The organism is Peteryoungia aggregata LMG 23059, from assembly GCF_030814435.1.
GTDB classification, from domain to species: Bacteria; Pseudomonadota; Alphaproteobacteria; order Rhizobiales; family Rhizobiaceae; genus Allorhizobium; species Allorhizobium aggregatum.
Window position 1 is genome coordinate 355945 of sequence record NZ_JAUSUW010000006.1, and the last position, 17876, is coordinate 373820.

Annotated in this window: 18 protein-coding genes and 1 tRNA gene; 8 read left to right on the forward strand and 11 right to left on the reverse strand. The window is 61.5% G+C overall.

All coding sequences use genetic code 11. The features are described from left to right. Nucleotides 1-15: 15 nt before the first annotated feature. The 5 genes from J2045_RS12915 to J2045_RS12935 form a co-directional block, all read right to left on the reverse strand. Nucleotides 16-471: a GNAT family N-acetyltransferase gene (locus J2045_RS12915; RefSeq protein WP_370873109.1), complete on the reverse strand. Its 456-nt coding sequence runs from the start codon at nt 469-471 to the stop codon at nt 16-18. After that, on the reverse strand, nt 471-1598 hold the full coding sequence (locus tag J2045_RS12920) for an S-(hydroxymethyl)glutathione dehydrogenase/class III alcohol dehydrogenase (protein ID WP_307373264.1): 1128 nt from the start codon (nt 1596-1598) through the stop codon (nt 471-473). The genes J2045_RS12915 and J2045_RS12920 overlap by 1 nt, the downstream gene beginning before the upstream one ends. Nucleotides 1599-1699: 101 nt before the next feature. Further along, nucleotides 1700-2317 carry a GNAT family N-acetyltransferase gene (locus J2045_RS12925; protein WP_307373267.1) on the reverse strand — a complete coding sequence of 206 codons (618 nt, stop codon included), beginning with the start codon at nt 2315-2317 and terminating at the stop codon, nt 1700-1702. Between the two features lie 57 nt (nt 2318-2374). Beyond that, nucleotides 2375-3646 carry a zinc metalloprotease gene (locus J2045_RS12930; RefSeq protein ID WP_307373269.1) on the reverse strand — a complete coding sequence of 424 codons (1272 nt, stop codon included), beginning with the start codon at nt 3644-3646 and terminating at the stop codon, nt 2375-2377. A gap of 103 nt (nt 3647-3749) precedes the next feature. Continuing rightward, the gene (locus J2045_RS12935; protein WP_307373271.1) at nt 3750-4682 is read right to left on the reverse strand and encodes a DMT family transporter; all 933 of its coding nucleotides are present in this window, start codon (nt 4680-4682) and stop codon (nt 3750-3752) included. 283 nt (nt 4683-4965) lie between these two features. Between J2045_RS12935 and J2045_RS12940 the strand changes: the two genes are divergently transcribed. Next, entirely contained in the window at nt 4966-5403 is a 438-nt protein-coding gene (locus J2045_RS12940) for a helix-turn-helix domain-containing protein (protein WP_307373273.1), read from the forward strand. Nucleotides 5404-5407: 4 nt separating this feature from the next. Here the strand turns inward: J2045_RS12940 and lipB are convergent, their stop codons facing one another. Further along, a complete protein-coding gene (gene lipB / locus J2045_RS12945) occupies nt 5408-6124 on the reverse strand; it encodes a lipoyl(octanoyl) transferase LipB (RefSeq protein ID WP_307373275.1) in 717 nt (238 codons plus the stop codon). 214 nt (nt 6125-6338) lie between these two features. Here lipB and J2045_RS12950 point away from each other — a divergent pair. From J2045_RS12950 to J2045_RS12965, 4 genes are all read left to right on the forward strand, one after another. After that, nucleotides 6339-6423: transfer RNA gene (locus J2045_RS12950), tRNA-Leu, on the forward strand. Between the two features lie 200 nt (nt 6424-6623). Further along, entirely contained in the window at nt 6624-8417 is a 1794-nt protein-coding gene (locus tag J2045_RS12955; RefSeq protein WP_307373277.1) for an alginate export family protein, read from the forward strand. 29 nt (nt 8418-8446) lie between these two features. After that, the gene (locus J2045_RS12960) at nt 8447-9469 is read left to right on the forward strand and encodes an SDR family NAD(P)-dependent oxidoreductase (RefSeq protein ID WP_307373279.1); all 1023 of its coding nucleotides are present in this window, start codon (nt 8447-8449) and stop codon (nt 9467-9469) included. A 105-nt stretch (nt 9470-9574) separates the two neighbouring features. Then, nucleotides 9575-10156 carry an HdeD family acid-resistance protein gene (locus J2045_RS12965; RefSeq protein WP_307373281.1) on the forward strand — a complete coding sequence of 194 codons (582 nt, stop codon included), beginning with the start codon at nt 9575-9577 and terminating at the stop codon, nt 10154-10156. A 6-nt stretch (nt 10157-10162) separates the two neighbouring features. Here J2045_RS12965 and J2045_RS12970 read toward each other — a convergent pair whose 3' ends face one another. Together J2045_RS12970 and J2045_RS12975 are read right to left on the reverse strand one after the other, a co-directional pair. Beyond that, nucleotides 10163-10663, reverse strand: coding sequence for a BON domain-containing protein (locus J2045_RS12970; RefSeq protein ID WP_307373283.1), 501 nt, complete (start codon nt 10661-10663; stop codon nt 10163-10165). Between the two features lie 68 nt (nt 10664-10731). Next, entirely contained in the window at nt 10732-11226 is a 495-nt protein-coding gene (locus tag J2045_RS12975; protein ID WP_307373286.1) for a peptide deformylase, read from the reverse strand. 181 nt (nt 11227-11407) lie between these two features. On the opposite strand from J2045_RS12975, the gene mgtE reads away from it, so the two are divergent. Together mgtE and J2045_RS12985 are read left to right on the forward strand one after the other, a co-directional pair. Beyond that, complete coding sequence (gene mgtE, locus J2045_RS12980; protein ID WP_102020145.1) at nt 11408-12820, forward strand: magnesium transporter; 1413 nt, start codon at nt 11408-11410, stop codon at nt 12818-12820. Between the two features lie 109 nt (nt 12821-12929). Beyond that, complete coding sequence (locus J2045_RS12985; RefSeq protein WP_054149681.1) at nt 12930-13322, forward strand: MerR family transcriptional regulator; 393 nt, start codon at nt 12930-12932, stop codon at nt 13320-13322. A gap of 40 nt (nt 13323-13362) precedes the next feature. On the opposite strand, the gene J2045_RS12990 is transcribed toward J2045_RS12985, so the two are convergent. The 3 genes from J2045_RS12990 to J2045_RS13000 all read right to left on the reverse strand — a co-directional run bounded on the left by J2045_RS12990 (nt 13363) and on the right by J2045_RS13000 (nt 15633). Beyond that, nucleotides 13363-13839, reverse strand: a complete 477-nt coding sequence (locus J2045_RS12990; RefSeq protein WP_166599795.1) for a methyltransferase family protein — start codon at nt 13837-13839, stop codon at nt 13363-13365. Between the two features lie 13 nt (nt 13840-13852). Next, on the reverse strand, nt 13853-14827 hold the full coding sequence (locus tag J2045_RS12995) for an acetyltransferase domain-containing protein (RefSeq protein ID WP_307373291.1): 975 nt from the start codon (nt 14825-14827) through the stop codon (nt 13853-13855). 113 nt (nt 14828-14940) lie between these two features. Then, nucleotides 14941-15633 (reverse strand): DUF599 domain-containing protein, encoded by a 693-nt coding sequence (locus J2045_RS13000; protein WP_307373293.1) that lies wholly within the window; start codon nt 15631-15633, stop codon nt 14941-14943. Between the two features lie 594 nt (nt 15634-16227). On the opposite strand from J2045_RS13000, the gene J2045_RS13005 reads away from it, so the two are divergent. Then, a complete protein-coding gene (locus J2045_RS13005; protein WP_307373294.1) occupies nt 16228-17628 on the forward strand; it encodes an L-serine ammonia-lyase in 1401 nt (466 codons plus the stop codon). Nucleotides 17629-17876: the final 248 nt, after the last annotated feature.

A 17876-nucleotide genomic window follows, 5' to 3' on the forward strand; every position in this document is an offset into this window, starting at 1 on the left:
ACTCGATTGGGAAGCTCATCCCCGCCGCAGCATATCGACATGCGGAATATCATCCTCCAGATACTCCTCCGAGATCACCTCGAAACCCAGCGACCCGTAGAACTTCTGCAGATGGCTCTGCGCCGAGATCTCGATCGGCTCGCCGGGATGGCGCTTCTCCACCTCGGCAATTGCCTCGCGCATCAAGGCTTCGCCCAGCCGCCTGCCGCGATGGTTGGGCGACACCGCGACGCGGCCGATGCGCGGATGATGCTCGGGCGTCGGGCGCCATAGCCGCGCGCAGGCGAGCAGGTCATCGCCATCCAGCAGCCGCAGATGCAGGCAGTCGATATCGTTGCCATCCAGCTCCGGATAGGGGCAGTGCTGCTCGACGACGAAGACATCGACGCGCAGTTTCAGCATGGCGTAGAGGTCGACGGCGGAGAACTCATCGAGCCTCTGCACATCGACCGTGTAGGCAGGCCCCGTGATCAATAGACTACGACGCCCCGGATGCTCTCGCCCTTGTGCATCATGTCGAAACCCTTGTTAATGTCTTCGAGTGGCATGGTGTGGGTGATCATCGGGTCGATCTGGATCTTGCCCTCCATGTACCAGTCGACGATCTTCGGAACGTCGGTGCGGCCGCGCGCGCCGCCAAAGGCCGTGCCCATCCAGTTGCGACCGGTGACCAGCTGGAACGGACGTGTCGAGATCTCCTGGCCGGCACCGGCAACGCCGATGATGACCGACTTGCCCCAGCCGCGATGCGAGGCTTCGAGTGCCTGGCGCATGACCTTGGTGTTGCCGGTGCAGTCGAAGGTGTAGTCGGCGCCGCCGATCAGGTCGCCATTGCGCTTGGTCATGTTGACGAGATACGGCACGATATCGCCTTCGACTTCCTTCGGATTGACGAAATGCGTCATGCCGAACTTCTCGCCCCAGGCCTTGCGATCCGGGTTGATGTCGACGCCGATGATCATGTCGGCACCGGCAAGGCGCAAGCCCTGCAGCACGTTGAGACCAATGCCGCCGAGGCCGAAGACGATCGCAGTTGCGCCGATCTCGACCTTGGCGGTGTTGATGACAGCGCCGATCCCGGTCGTGACACCGCAGCCGATGTAGCAGATCTTGTCGAAGGGCGCGTCTGGGTTGACCTTGGCGACCGCGATCTCCGGCAGGACCGTGTAATTCGCGAAGGTCGAGCAGCCCATATAGTGGTGGATCTTGTCCTTGCCGATCGAGAATCGGCTCGTGCCATCAGGCATCAGACCCTGGCCCTGGGTCGAGCGGATCGCCGTGCAAAGGTTCGTCTTGCGCGAGGTGCAGGAATAGCATTCGCGGCATTCCGGCGTGTAGAGCGGAATAACGTGATCGCCCTTCTTCACCGAGGTGACCCCCGGGCCGACATCACAGACGATGCCTGCACCTTCATGGCCGAGGATCGCCGGGAACAGACCTTCCGGATCGGCACCCGACAGGGTGAAATCGTCGGTGTGACAGATCCCCGTGGCCTTGACCTCGATCAGCACTTCGCCCGCGCGCGGGCCTTCCAGCTGAACGGTCATGACCTCGAGCGGCTTTCCAGCCTGAACGGCGACGGCGGCGCGAACATCCATGGTTTTTCTCCCTGACAAATCGTTGGGCCGGACTTTCGCACGGCATTGCCATCCGGCTCAAGGGGCGAGCCGGATTTTATCAATAGTCTGATTTTTCTTGGCTATTCAGACTTCAGGATCGGGAAATGCTGAGCGGCATCCGCCCGCAGTTTCCCGGTCTGACGCGGGTCTTCGAAGATCTCGACCATGCGCTTGTAAGGTTTGAAGCCTGAGCGCTGGTAGAAGGCAAGGGCGGCCGGGTGGTCGAGATGGCAGGTGTGCACCCAGAATCGCTGAATGGGTTTCTCCCAGGCCTTCTCGATCGCGACATTCATCAGGATGCGCCCTGCGCCAGCGCCGATCAGGCTCTGGTCGAGCCCGAAGAAGGACAGTTCGCATTGCCCGGCCTCGCGGAAGTCGAGTTCCAGCAGGCCCAACCGCTCGCCATCTCGCATCATGGCATAGATCTCGACTGCGGGGTCTCCGATGATCGCCAGCAGAGCATCGTCGGCCATCACTGCGCGCGAGACCCAGAGCCAGTCTTCGCCGACCCGGCGATAGAGCGCGCGATAGTCATTGAGCGACGGCGAATGCCAGCGCTCGACCGTCAATCCATCCGTCGGCGGATTGGCGCGTGGCGCGGGCCTCGCCGTCATTTCAAGGCAGGTGACGATCGTCGCCAGCATGTTGGGCGCAACATCGTGATAGCCGGCGGAGAGGGGTGTGTTCTCGGTGTCCATGCGCTTCTTGGAACCTGATCGCCCGGCGATGTCAAGCTTTGGCGGTAATGGTGCGCCTCAATCAAACAACCTGTCGCAGGCATAGATGACGGCATAGGCATGGATCGCGAGCGCTGCGTAGTAGCCAAAGCCGGTCATCAGCCTTTCGGCCGCATTCATCGGCACCAGCGCCTCGCGCGGCTTGATTGATTTCGTCCTGATCAGACTGAGCAAGATGAAGATCATCAGGCCTCCGATCAGCATCGGCGCCCCCAGACCGATGCGCCAGCCGGTCCAAAGGATCACGCCTGTCACGACGAAACTGGTGATGGCGAGCGCCCTTTGCCCTTCGAAGACCTGGCGCAGAACCTGTCCGCCATCGAAGCGGTAGGTCGGCAGCAGGTTCAAGAGGTTGAAGGCGCCGAGAATGACGAGGAAGACAAGCGTCGGACCGTCCATGGCCGCCGGATGCGGAATGCCTTGCACCGACTGGTGCGCTGCGACCAGGATCGGAACCAGCAGAGCGGAAAAGCCCGCTCCCATCAGGGCGCATGTCGCCACCTCGAAATGGCTGTTATAGGGCCGCCCACCGATCGCGATCCCGCCCAGAAGCGGCACGAAGATCATCCGGACGCTAGGATGGCCAAAGGCGCGGTAGGCAACCATGTGCCCGAGTTCGTGCAAGAGGATGACCAGCGTCAGGAAAACCGACATCATCAGCCCTGTCGCCGTCAGGCTGAAGAAGGGCCAGAGCAGAAGGGTGGAGATGATGACCAGCACCGTCTGCCAGGCCGGATGCTCGAAATGGAGGAAGCCGGAGCTGTGGCGTTCCTCGACATGGTCTTTCAGCGAGGCCAGTTCGCGGGACAGCGCCATTTTGCGGAAGAGATAGAAGGCAAGGCCGCGATAATTGTCCGTCTGCTCGAATGTGACCCGGCTGCCCAGCGGCGCGCGCTCGACCTTCCGGCTTTCCCGATAGCCTTCCCAGAAGGTTTGATCGAGCGTGCTGTCGCCGACTACCCTCAGGTCGCAGGAAAAGCAGGTGCCAGCGGTCATGGCGGTGCGATCGACAATCATGGTGCGTCGGCTCGGATGACCATGGCGATCCGGATTCCGATAGGCGAACTCGATCAGATCAGGCTTGCCGTCGACAGGCTCAACGGAGATCACGTTCGGGTGCCAGGCCGTCAGGTCTCCGGCGGGCCGCGTGATGTTCCAGAGTTCTTCCGGGCGCTCGCGGATGATCCGGCTCACACGGATCGTCCGGCGCCCCAGCGGGGCTGCCATCAGGAGCCACAGCAGGGCGAGGTTGAACGCGGCCAGAAAGACTGCGGCCTGATGTGTCGCCAAGAAGGCTCTCCCAAGGGTGAGGATTGATTGGCCCAACCTAAGCGAGAAGCCTTACGTTTCCATCGATGGAATCGCTCAAATGCAACATATCCTGCCGCGTGGCTTACCCTGATTCCGGCACCGTTTGAGAGGGGGATGCCCGCTTCTGCTCCCGCCAGAGAATGAAGAGACCCGAACCCACGATGATCAGGATGCCCAGCCATTTCGATGGCGTTGGAAACTCGTCGAACAGGAGATAGCCCAGGGCAACCGCCGCAATGATTTCGAAATACTGGAACGGCGCCAGCACCGAGAGGGTCGCCATGCGGAAGGCCCTGACGACGAGCAGGTGAATGTAGCCGGAAATCGCACCCAGAATGATCAGCAGCCCGAGCCCAAGGGCGGAGGTCGGGAGCGCAATCTCGAAATCCGCATCTCCGGCTGCGGTTCCGAGCAACAGCGTCGCCCCAATGAACAGCGTTCCCCCGATGCCTGCCATGGTCTGCATGGTCATCGGTGAATCGGCCTCGCCGATCGCGCGATTGAGGAACATGTAGAGCGCATAGAGGAAGGCGCAGGCGACCGGAAGCAGCGCCGTCAGCCCGAACACTTCATAGCTCGGCTGAATGACGATCATCGCACCGCCAAAGCCGACCGCAATCGCCAACCATCGGCGCCAGCCGACCTTTTCCTTTAGGAAAACCGCCGACATCGCCGTCAGGATGAAGGGCTCGACGAAATAGATCGCGAAGACATCGGCCAGCGGCATGTATTTGACGGCCATGAAGAACATCAGGCTTGCCGCGCCGTGGATGGCGCCGCGCAACAGGTTGATCCAGGGGCGCTTGGCCGAGAAGGCGCCCATGCCGTTGATCGCAATCAGCACCGGGAGCACCGAGGCCAGCTGGAAGAAGAAGCGATAGAAGGTGATCTGGCCCGGTGACATGCCCTCCACCGTCGCCATGTATTTGGCGATCGCGTCCATCACCGGCAGGACGAGCATGCAGCCCGCCATCAGGACCATGCCGCGAAAGGGAGTGGAAGACGAGCTTTGCATGGAAGAGACTCGGAAAAAGAGGAGCGTGCTGCGTTCGCTGAACAAGCATGACCCGCCCCTTGTGATCAAGTGAAAGAAACTCGGGAACAAAGGAACGACCTTCGCGTTTATCAGGCGTTTGTACGCATCTTCAGGCTGAGGCCATGTGGCGGGTTTGCACTCGTGGGTGGCGCGCCGGGAAAGATGCGGGGTCTATGCATCCGCTAATGTAGCGATGTGAGATCGGAACTTTGTCATCCGTTGGCACTCGGCTCGACGGAACCGAACGATCAGGAGGTCGCGAATGCCCGCACGCGAGCGTTTTTCCCGTATGACGGATTCGAGTGACGACACGCTTGGAGGGCGCCTTTCCGCGGCGCGTGACGCCTCCGGTCTATCGCTTGCCGATGTTGCTAATCGCATCGGCGTGAAGCGCGACAACCTTCTCGCCTGGGAAGCCGACCGCGCGGAGCCCCGTCCGTCGAGCCTCATCGATCTCGCAGGCATTCTCGGTGTTTCGCCCATGTGGCTGATGACGGGGGTCGGTTCGGGTCCGATCCAGGAATCGGGAGATTTGCCGCTGGAAGCCCTGAAGCTTGAACTGCAGCGCTTGACCGATGCCCATCTCGAATGCGGGCGCCTCATCGAGAAAATCGCCCGGCAGATCGAAACTTACGAAGAGCGCGACGAGCGTCGGCGGGATGCCGGTGATCTCGACGGGCCCGTCATGGGACGGGCGTAAGCTCTCAGCCTTCGTTCGTTGTCGCGCCGAAGACGTCTTCGAATGCCTCGCGCAATCGGATGTCGACATCCGCCATCATCACAGGCAGGCCAAGATCAACCAGGCTGGTCACGCCATAGGCGGAGATCCCGCAAGGTACGATCCCGCCAAAATGGGACAGGTCCGGGTCGACATTGATCGACAGCCCGTGAAAGCTAACCCAGCGTCGCAACCGGATGCCGAGTGCTGCAATCTTGTCCTCGCTCATGGTGCCATCCGGCAGTGTGGGCTTTTCCGGACGGCGCACCCAGACGCCAACGCGATCTTCACGGCGCTCGCCCTTGACGTTCATGCTGTCGAGCGTGCGGATGACCACCTCTTCAAGTGCTGCCACATAGGCGCGGACATCCTGGCGGCGCCGTTTCAGGTCGAGCATGACATAGGCAACGCGCTGGCCGGGGCCGTGATAGGTGTATTCGCCGCCGCGGCCGGTGGCAAAGACCGGGAAGCGATCCGGCTCGATCAGGTCCTTGGAATCGGCACTCGTGCCGGCGGTATAGAGGGCAGGGTGCTCCACCAGCCAGACCAGTTCGTCGGCCTTGCCGTCGGCGATATCGGCCACCTGCCGCTCCATCTCCGCAACCGCGTCCTCATATCCTACAAGTCCGTCGGCGACTCGCCAGCGCACCGGGGCGGAGCCTTCTTGGGCGTGCATGGAAAGGTCGAGATCAGTGCGGAGCATGAAATTTGCCTTCGGCTGTGGATAGGCGCAAAGCCTTGTTTTTCCTTTATTTGGCAAGAAAAGCCCCGGACTTCAAGGGCTCCAGCCACCCCCATCCTGAGGGCTTTTCCACTGGGTGGGACGAATTTTCAAAAATCTGTCATGGCGGGCTTGTGGACCCGGAATGCTTTTGCTACATGCAGCCCCGCCGGAGCAATTCGGCGCCTACCACGATGCGGTCGTGGCGGAATTGGTAGACGCGCAGCGTTGAGGTCGCTGTGGGGCAACCCGTGGAAGTTCGAGTCTTCTCGACCGCACCAAAAAAGAACCCGGCCTTCGAGCCGGGTTTTTTGTTGCCCGGATGGCGGGCCGCCTGTTCAACTTCCCCCCGCACGGCCATATGATGCGTTGCTTGCATCTCTAGAAATTCTGCAATTTCTTGTATATGATTTTCATGCATTGCTAATGATTTACGGCTGCCTAGGCTAATCTCGTGTTGGGTGGGTGTGCGATGGGTGTCATGTATCAAAGACTTGTCTGTGCATGGGTGCTTGCTTCAGGCCGTATTCCGCGTTCGTTGTCCTTCGGGACATTCCCTCCCGTCCTCCGCCTTGCGGTTCTGGTCCTTGTCGGCTCGCTTACGGCGAGCCTTGGCCATGCACAGACCCCGTCGTCTGACGAGGGACGACTTATAGAGAGCATTGATGTCGTTCTCGCCAATCCCTCTGCCGATGCGGCCGCAAACGACCGGGTCATCGATCTGATCCGGCGCAACATCGGCCTGTTTCCGGGTGCAACTTTCAATCGTGCCGAATTGGAAATCGCGATTGCCAGGGCCAGCCGTCAGGCGCCGGTGGCGTCGGCCGAACTCGAGGTCGGTTCCGGGCGTTCGGGTGGGGTCGCCCTGACGATCAACGCGACGCTCAGCGACAGGATCCTGCGCGCGGATCGGGGATATCTGGTCAGCGGAGACACCAAGGATCTGCCGATCCTCTACGACAGCGAAGGCACCATTATCGTCGCCAAGCTTGAGACCCTGTCGATGCTCTATGGCAATGTCGACGCCTGGTATGGACGCCCCGACCTGTTCCTTGACGGTAACCCCCTGGCGTCCGGTGATACGGCCGGAAGCGGCGCAAGCGGCTGGGGCGAAGGCTTCATCCACACGGGGCTCTACGGGTTGACGCCTCTGAGCGACGACATCTATGCCTATGGCGGCCTGAGTGGCATCGTGAGCGGGTCGGCGGGAACCGAGTTGTTCACCGACGAAAGCCGCGCCTATTTCGGTGTCGAAGACGCCTATGTCGGTCTGGTCGGTGGTGAAACCTATGACTCGGGCGACCGTCTGGTCTGGAACGCCTCCGTCGGGCGCAAGCGCTATGCCATCGCGGACAGCATGATCATCGGCAATTCGGCCTCCAACGGTGATGAGCGAGCTGCCCTGCAGTCCAACCCGCGTTGGGCCGCCGACATGCTGGTGCTCGGCCAGCTGCGCTACAACAACAGCCTTATCGAACTGTTCTATCTCGACCCGGACGAGCTTCCGGTGGTCGATTCCCGGACGCGCATGGTGGGTTTGAACGTCGAGACGCCGGTCGGCGCCGGATTCAAGCTTGGCGGCAGCTATATCCGGGTACTTGAGTCCGACTATTCCTACTTTGCCCAGGCAACGCCCGATCCGGCCACGGCCACGCTGAGCCGTGATGGGCTTGAGGTATTCAACGGGCGGATACGCTGGGATCAACCGAATGGCGACTTCTTCGGCAATGTGGAATTTGCCCTGCAGCGAAACGAGAATTTCGACATGCACGCGACAGCGCTGGCGGCCGAAGTCGGTTACCAGTTCTCCGAACTCGCGTGGCAGCCCGTGGTGAGCTACCGCTACGCTCAGTTTTCGGGCGACGATCCCGACACCGCCCGGTTCGAACGCTGGGATCCGCTGCTCTCAGGCGGCAACGGCGAGCAGTGGGTGCAGGGGATCAACCATTTCAAGGTGTTCCAGGACAGCAACCTGGTCGCACACCGTCTGCAATTGCGTCTGCGGCCCAGCCCCATGGTCGAGCTGGTTCCGCAGTTCTGGATTTTCACGGCTGACAGCGCCACGAATCTGGGTGGCAACCCGGCTCTGTCATTCCTCGGCTCGACAGAGCTTGGCTACGAGGCCAACCTGACGGCCAAGTGGTTCATTTCCCCCAAGGTGATGCTGCAGGGCCATATCGCGGCGACTTTTCCTGGCGATGCGGTCAAGGAGGCGATCTCGGGTGATGCCGATACCTGGTGGAGTGCGATGGCGTTTCTGCGCGTGGCATTCTGATTTGACCACTCACTGAGGAGGATACCGGAATGGACAGACGTGATTTGTTGAAGGGCGTGTCGCTTGCGGCCGGTGCTGTCGCTGGGAGTGCCGTGATGGACGGCGTTGCCGGAAATACGGCCAGTGCGCAGATGGGGGGCGGCCGAGCCGACGGCAATGCCGTTGTCGGTATTACGCCCACGCCTGAAGATTTCTTCATCTCCAACCGCTTCGCGGGTCGAACCTTCATCGTGACCGGCTCGGCGCGCGGCATGGGCCAGGCAGCGGCGATCCGGCTTGCACGTGAAGGCGCCAATGTCGTCGGCGTCGACTGGATCAAGGATCTCGGAGAGGCGACGCACAATTCCATTCTGGCCGGCGGCGGCAAGAGCGCTTTCGTGTTCGGTGACGTCGGCGACCCCGCCGTCTCGGAGCAGGCCGTTGCCCAGGCCGTATCGCAGTTTGGCAAGCTCGACGGTGCTCTCAACAATGCCGGGGTGATGGACGGCGTCTATTCGGGTGATCCGATCAATTACGAGAAGCAGCGCGACCTGATCTTCGCGCCAATTCACGAGGCCGGCGACCTCTATTGGGACAATGTATTCAAGACGAACGTGACCGGCGTGTTCTACAGCATGCGGGCGCAGTTGAAGCAGCTGGTCAAGCAGAGCGCCGGCGGAGCGATCGTCAATGTGGGCTCCATCGCCGGCATGACTGGGCTATCCGGCAATCCGGCCTATGTGGCGAGCAAACATGCCGTCACCGGGTTGACCCGCAATGCGGCGATCGACTACGCGCCCTACGGCATTCGTGTGAATTCGGTCAATATGGCGGCGACCGATACGCCGATGGTGGCGCGTGCCGGCGAACTGGTGGCGCTCGCCTCGCAGGCCGCGACCGGACCGACCATGGGGCGCATCAAGATCGACAGCATCCTCGCTTATACCGACAAGAAGCATCGCCCTGCGACCGTGGGTGAGCAGGTGAGCATGATGTTGTTCCTGCTGTCTGACGAGGCGTCCAATTTTACCGGCGGCATCTACGCGACCGACGGAGGCTGGACGGCCTATTGAACCGACCGTTCAATGCGGCGTATCATCGGTGCAATGCCAATGATGCGCCGCCGGCCATCCTCGTCTGCATTCTGCCTGGCCGATGCCCGGCGAAAGGGGCGGTCCATGACCATCTCACTCGATGCTGCAGCCCAGGTCTATCGTGAAGCGGTGCGTCAGTCCGTGCGCAAGCATGCGACGTTCCATCTCGTTGAGGCGGCACTGCTGGTGGTGACTGGCATCTTCGCGGCGTTGTTTCCGGTGGTCTCGTCCGCCGCGGCGGTTGTCACCTTCGGCTGGTTGATGGTGCTGACCGGCCTGATCCAGTGCCTCGGACTGATCAGTGCCCGCCACGCGCCGAATTTCTGGCTGCAGTTCACGTCCGCCGTGCTTGCGGTGCTGCTCGGTATCCTGCTGCTGCGCAATCTCGGCGAAGGCCTTCTGCTGCTGTCCCTGCTTATGGTCGTATTTCTGATGATCGAGGGTATTTCCAAGGTGGTCTTCGCGATGACGGTTCGCCCCCTGCCAAGCTGGACCTGGATGTTGATCAGCGGCTTCCTGTCGATCGCTTTGTCCCTGATCTTGCTGGCCTCGATGCCGGTGGCGGCACTCTGGCTCGTCGGTTTGATTCTGGGCATCAACCTCATCGCGATCGGGCTCTCCCTTGGCGCTCTGGCCTGGGCCGTTCGCCAGAGCGCTGCTGGGTAAGGCTGCTCAATCGCCATCGTCGGGAATGTGACTGTCTACCCCCAGCGTCGTGACGAAGTTCTTCACCTCGCGGACACCGTTCACGGCCAGCACCTTGAGTTCGATCACCCGGCGCTCCTCGACCTTGTCGACAGCGCCGCGCAGCGTCACGACATGGCCGTCGACGTGGATGTCGAGGCCCGTCAGGACCGTGTCGTCAGAGCCTTCGAGCGCGGTTGAAATGTCCGATTCGAGCTGGTCATCATCCTCGCGGCCCTCGGTCGTCGGGGCGTCAGGCGTCGCGAGATCCGGCTCGAAGCCTTCTCCGGTGACCGACTCGACCCTGAAGCCCTCATTGCGCTCCCGGTCAAAGTTGGCACCCGTCTCGCCGTAGCCGCTGTTGTCAACGGGGGATGCTGTCGCACCCGGACCATCGGCATAAGGCCAGCCTTCGCCGATATTGCGCTGATCATAATCGCGATAGTCGTCTTCGCGGGAGAATTCGGTCTTGCGGTCGTCCTTGGCCATCGGGGGGCTCCTTCGTCACTCTGGTGACGGGATAACGCCGGGCCTTCCGCTTTGTTCGGCCGCGTCCGTCAGCGGGCCGTCTTTTCCCATTTCTTCAGGAGACGCTCCCGCTTCAGGCGGGACAGTTTCTGGATCCAGAAGATGCCGCCGAGCTGGTCCACCTCGTGCTGCATGCAGATGGCGGCGAAGCCCTCGAGGTCTTCCTCGACCACCGCACCCTCAAGTGTCTGGTAGCGCACGCGCACCGCTTTTGGCCGCGTGACCTCGTCCGTCATGCCTGGCATCGAGACGCTGCCCTCCGTGTGGGTCATGACGTCGTTCGAGAACCAGAGGATCTCCGGATTGACATAGTCGTGCCGTCCGCCGAGTTCCGGCAGGTCGATGACGGTCAGCCTCTTGAGGATGCCGCAATGGGGTGCGGTAATGCCCACGCCGGGGGCGGCTTTCATGGTTTCGTAGAGATCATCGGCAAGCGTCGCGAGCTCAGGGCCGAAGTCGGTGACGGGTTCGGCCGCCGCTTTCAGGGCCGGATCGGGATAGCGTCGAATGGTCAGGCGGGTCACGGTAAGCTCACTTCTGGCGGTGTGTCCGGGCAATCGGCTGTGGCCTGTCGGTCACGCTAGCAGGAAGCGCGGTGCTTTGCACAGCCATGCGCGTTTTTCCGCTATCTGCTTGTTGACTTGAGGGTTTTTGCGGCCATTCTCCGGGTCGTCGAGGCATGGTGCCGCAAAGCGTGAGGTTGGGATGACAGAGAACGACGACGAGATTCTCGACCGCCCGGCGGCCGAAGACAAGCAGGACGACATCTATGACGAGGAAGGCTCGGTTCGCCACGACTTCCTGACCATGGTCGGCGCCGCGATCGCCGATCGCGACGTCATTTTCCTGCGCCAATACGTCGCCAAGCTGCACGAATCGGAACTCGGTGACCTCATCGAGGCGATCCAGCCCGACCAGCGTCTGGCAATGATCCGCCTGCTCGGCGACGATTTCGACATGACGGCGCTGACGGAAGTCGACGAAGCGATCCGCATGCAGATCGTCGACCAGATGCCGAATGCGCAGATCGCCGCTGCTATCGGCGAGCTCGATTCGGACGACGCCGTTTACATTCTCGAAGACCTCGACGACGAGGACCGCGAGGAGATCCTCGCGCAGCTGCCGTTTACCGAGCGGGTTCGCCTGCGCCGCGCGCTCGATTACCCGGAAAGCTCGGCCGGTCGCCGCATGCAGACGGAATTCGTCGCGGTGCCGCCCTTCTGGACGGTCGGCCAGACGATCGACTACATGCGCGACGAGGAAGACCTGCCGGAGAGCTTTACCCAGATCTTCGTCATCGACCCGACCTTCAAGCTGCTCGGCGCGGTCAATCTCGATGCCATCCTGCGCACCAAGCGCCAGGTGAAGATCGAAACCATCATGCATGCGACCAACCACCCGATCCCGGCCGAAATGGACCAGGAAGAGGCGGCGCAGGTCTTCGAGCAATACGACCTTCTGTCGGCGGCCGTCGTCGACGAGAACGAGCGGCTTGTCGGCGTGCTGACCATCGACGACGTGGTCGACGTCATCCAGGAAGAGGCGGAGGAGGACTTGCTGCGCCTCGGCGGCGTCGGCGACGAAGAACTCTCCGACAGCATTGGCGAGACCTCCCGCTCGCGCGTGCCATGGCTTGCGGTCAATCTGGTCACCGCCTTCATGGCCGCCTCGGTGATCTCGCTGTTCGAGGCGACGATCCAGCAGATCGTGGCGCTCGCTGTGCTGATGCCGATCGTGGCGGGCATGGGCGGTAATGCCGGCTCTCAGACCATGACCGTGACGGTCCGCGCGCTCGCCACCCGCAATCTCGACATCCACAATGCCTTCCGCGTCGTGCGCCGCGAGGCAGGCGTCGGGCTTCTCAACGGGGTGATCTTCGGTCTTCTGATCGGGGCCGTGGCCGGCTTCTGGTTCCAGGATGTCAATATCGGCGGCATCATCGCGACCGCGATGCTGATCAACATGATGGCTGCTGCCATCGCCGGTATCCTCATTCCGCTCGCGCTCGACCGATTCGGTGCGGACCCTGCGGTCGCGTCTGCGGTCTTCGTCACCACAGTCACCGACATCACCGGCTTCTTTGCCTTTCTCGGCCTTGCCACCTGGTGGTTCATGTGATGCAGGGCACAGCCCGCGCGCCCTCAAGGGCTGCGTTATAGGCGAATGGCTGGGCGAAAAATTGACTTGTACGTAAAAGTCAATATCATGGTCTCCAGTACAGGATCGGATGACCGTGAAGAAATACTATAGCATAACAGAGCTCACGCGTGAATTCGGTGTTTCGACGCGCACCCTGCGGTTTTACGAGGACGAGGGCCTGCTGCATCCGGAACGTCGCGGTCGCACGCGCCTCTACCGTGCCGCTGACCGTCGTTTTCTGCAGGAAATCCTGCGCGGTCGCCGCATCGGCTTCACAATCGCCGAAATCCGCGAAATCGTTCACGTCTACAAGGAGCCGCCGGGCGAGATCGGCCAGCTCAAGCTGATGATGAAGAAGATCGACGAGAAGCGCGACGAGCTTCGCCAGAAGCGCCGCGACATCGACGAGACCCTGTCGGAACTCGATCAGGCCGAAGAAGCCTGCCTCACGCGCTTGGTGGAAATCGGCGTCGGCACCTGATTTGCCCGGCTGCCGTTTCCTGCAGTGATCGCGGTGCGGATCAGATCCAGCGCCGGGTACGCTTGCAATAGCGCTCGTAATCGAATCCGAAACGTGCCTCCAGATGGCGCTCTTCGCTGGGAATGGCGACCAGTCGGGTTGCCGTGACCGAGATTAGCGCTGCGAGGAAGAACCAGCTGTTGCCGGAGATCAGGCCGAGGGCCACGGTGAACAGCGTATAGGCGAGATAGATCGGATTGCGGCTGAACCGGAAGGGGCCGCAGGTCACCAGATGGCGGGCGCAGGCGCTGTCAATGACCGGTGTCTGTCGCTCCATCAGGGTCCGGACCGCCCAGATGTCGAGTGTCACGGCAAGGAGGCCGATCGCCAGCCCGGCTGCAGGCATCATCATGGGATGCGGCGAGGGGATCGGCGCAAGCGCCGCGATCCGTCCGGCCAGCATGGCGGCGGCGATGCCTGTCAGATAGAGCATCGGTGGCCAGGGATATCTCAGTGGCTTCGCACGGTAGGCATTCATGACGAACTCCCCCTTACGGCGCTGACTGACTCCTCAACGTGCACTCTTCGGCCAGCGTCTGGATACGCTGATCCTGATCGGCCAGGATTGCGCCAGACTGGAGAGGCGCAAGCAGGCCTTCCGATTGCAGGCGCTCGAGCGTGCAGGCGCAGAAGCGCTGGCAAAGCGCGATCTCGTTACCCTGTTCGACGCAACTCGCCTTGCAACTGCCGACATAGCCGGTGACGGGATCGATGGCCGGTGGTGGCACCACGAGACTCACCAGATAGAGACCAGCGATGAGGACCGGCTGATGCAGAAGGTAGACCGTCAGCGAATGCCGCCCACCCCAGCGCAGCCATGTGGGTCCGGCTGGCAATCTTTCCAGCAGCGCCAGTCTGTTGCTGTCGACCATGAATCGGGCAAGGGCGATGCCCGCCAGCAGGGCGCCGATCCACGGCAGGAGGGGGACGTAGTCGTTTGAGCGCGGCAGGGTCTCGGACAGGCCCAGGAACCAAAGATACGGCGTATCGAAGATGGGCGACCGCAGCAGCTCAGGCAGGGCGATGGCAACGCCGGCCAGAAGCATCGTCAGGAGTGGCGGTGTCTTGACGAAGAATAGGCCGATGACGCTCGAAAGCGCGATCGCGTGCAGGATGCCGAAGAAGATCCAGCTATCGTGCGTAAACCAGTAGGTGGCGGCCGAAATCGCTGCGGCAGCGATCAGGATCATGCCGAGGCGGCGCAGGAAGGGGCGGATCCGGAGTTCCGGGTGGTGGGCGAGCACGAGGCTGAAGCCAGCCAGGAAGAGGAAGCTCGAGGCGATCATGCGGGCATAGAGCCGCAGGAACCCTTCCGTTGAGGTGCCGGGCGCCAGATAGCCAAAGAATTCCAGGTCCCAGCTGAAATGATAGGTAGCCATGGCGATCAGGGCCAAACCGCGCAGGGCATCGAGCGAGGGCAGGCGGGGACGGCCGGATATGGATTGGGGGGCGGAGTTGTCTGCCACGCAGTCTTCCTTCAGGTCTCGATTCGGCACGGGTTGCCGGATACCCGTCGCACCGTTTCGCCGGTCGTGTCCAAAGACGGCAAATTCATGGCCCCGAACGCGCGTTCCTGGTTTCAGTTACCGTTGTTCGTCAGCAGAGCAAGGCGGGCCTCCGAGAAAAACTGGCGGCGCAGCAGGACGATGAACACGAGGATCGTGGCCAGCATGAAAACCCAGGGGCTGACAAACCAGCCGAGATAGCCGATCGAGTAGAAGATCGCGCGCAGGCCCATGTTGAAGTGGCTTGCGGCGATGATGTTCATCCGGATCGTCCGTTCGGCGGCTTCCATGGCGCGTTTGGGATCCTGCTTGGCCTCCTCTGCCATCGGGATCGTGCCGAAGAGGATGGTGCAATAGTTGAACAGGCGATAGGACCAGCCAAACTTGAAGAAGGAATAGGCAAAGAGCGCGATCAGGCCGCAGACCTTGAGTTCGAACGTCGCGCGACCGCCCTGGACGATGAACGGGATGTCCTTGAGGATCGCGTCGACCTGTTCGGTCGCGCCGAGGAGGGCAAAGCAGCCGCCGATGGCGAAGATCGTCGTCGAGGCGAAGAAGGCTGTGCCGTTCTGCAGTCCGCCCATGATCTGGGTGTCGATCATCTTCAGATCGCGGTTCATCGAGTTCAGGATCCATTCGCGCCGTCGCTCGGCCATGGCCTTGGTGAGGCTGGTGCGCGACAGGATCTGCTGGTCTCCGGTGATCCGGGCATAGGCGAGCCAGAGCAGCACAAAAAGCACCATGGCGCTGTAGTCGATGATGGTCATTGCGGCGAATCCCCAGTGCCTGATCGCGTGCGGCATTATCCCGCCTGCGGGCTTCTCCACAACGGGAATTAACCACTTGAAAGATTTTGGCCCGAAATGGGGCAGGATGTCAGGCCGTGGGGTTAAGGAAATGCTTCTCTATCTTATTGAAATTTCACTCATCCATGCGCCCGACGCATGCCTGCCTCGCGTTTGGCGCCTTCCTTTTGCCATTTTTGCAGTTGCGAAATCCCGCCGATTTTAATAGATGGATCTCCAGAAAGCGGTCGGGGGACGGCTTTCCTTGTGATGTGACCTCGTTTGGAGTTTCCATGGAAGGCAGTTTCCAGAAGTCGTGCTGGGGTGTCACCTTCCGTGCCTTGATGGGTTTTGCCGGCGTTATGTGCCTGGCCTACCTTTTCGGCACGATCTGACATCCGCCACAGGCGATTGAACAGGCAGCGCGGTCGTTTCGACCGCGCTGTTTGCGTTTTAGGGGTAAAACACCATCTCTGCCATGTCGCGGCCATGAAAGCCGATGTCGATTGCAAGGCGCATTCGTGCTAGGCGATGCTCTAGCCTTTGCGCTTTCTTATCCCGCATGCGAGGAGCCCCATGTTTCTTTCGGTTTTCGACGTGTTCAAGATCGGCGTCGGCCCCTCGAGTTCCCACACCATGGGTCCGATGACGGCGGCCAACCGGTTTCTCGATCTCATTCTCTCTGACCAGTGGCCGCGCCCGGCTGGCGCCCATGTCGCAGCGCTGAAGGCGAGCCTGCATGGATCGCTTGCCTATACCGGCATCGGTCACGGCACAGGCAATGCCGTGATCATCGGGTTGATGGGCGAAGCGCCCGACAGCATCGATCCTGATAGGATGGATGGCATCATCGCCGAGGTGGAACGAACAGGTCGCGTCACGCCATCGGGCCATCCGGCCTATCATTTCCAGCCGAAGGACGATCTCGTCTACGACAAGAAGACGCCTCTGTCGGGCCATGCGAACGGCATGCGGCTCTCGGCCCTCGACAAGGATGGCCGGGTGCTGCTCACCCAGATCTACTATTCGATCGGCGGCGGTTTCGTGGTCACCGATACCGAGCTGCTCGCCATGCAGAAGCAGAAGAAGCAGGCCTCGGCGCAAAAGGTGCCCTATCCCTTTGCCTCGGCCAAGGAGATGCTCGCGATGGCAGCGGCTTCTGGGCTTTCGATTGCCCAGATGAAGCGTGCCAACGAGGAGGTGGTGAGAAGCCGTGAGGATCTCGACGCCGGGCTCGACAAGCTCTGGGACGCGATGTCGAGCTGTATTGACCGGGGGCTGCGCCAGGAGGGCCAGCTGCCGGGTGGCCTGAAGGTGCGCCGTCGCGCCAAGTCAATTCACGACAAGCTGCAGGAAGAATGGCGCTCCAATCGTCTCAATCCGGTTCTCGCCAATGACTGGCTCTCCGTCTATGCCATGGCCGTCAACGAGGAGAATGCCGCCGGCGGCCGTGTCGTGACGTCTCCGACCAATGGGGCAGCCGGTGTGGTGCCGGCGACCGTCCGCTACTATCTGCATTTCCACCCAGATGCCGACCAGGAGGGTATCCGCGACTATTTGCTGACGGCTGCCGCTATCGGCGGGATCATCAAGCACAATGCCTCGATCTCGGGTGCGGAAGTCGGCTGTCAGGGCGAAGTCGGCTCTGCCTCGGCCATGGCCGCGGCCGGTCTTGCAGCCGTCATGGGCGGCACGCCGGAGCAGATCGAGAACGCTGCCGAGATCGCGCTTGAACACCATCTCGGCATGACCTGCGACCCGGTCGCCGGCCTCGTCCAGGTGCCCTGCATCGAGCGCAATGCGCTGGGCGCCGTCAAGGCGGTCACCGCCGCGTCGCTGGCGCTGAAAGGTGACGGCGTGCATTTTGTGCCGCTCGATGCCTGTATCGAGACGATGCGCCAGACCGGCAACGACATGAGCGAGAAATACAAGGAAACCTCACTCGGCGGCCTTGCCGTCAACGTTGTCGAATGTTGATGCGGGCAGGGGCCGTGCCTTTGTCCTGAAACGCCTCCGTCGTCATCCTCGGGCTTGTCCCGAGGATCTACTACGCGAGCGCCGGCCCCGACGTTTGACGTCGCATGCCTTAGCCATCGTTCTGCGAATGGCCACTCTCGGTAGATCCTCGGGACAAGTGTAAAGCCCGGAGACATTCCTGACAGATGTTCATAGACATGCCTGACAGTCATTGTCTTTTGAGGAGGTCGATAAGCGCGACCTGATTG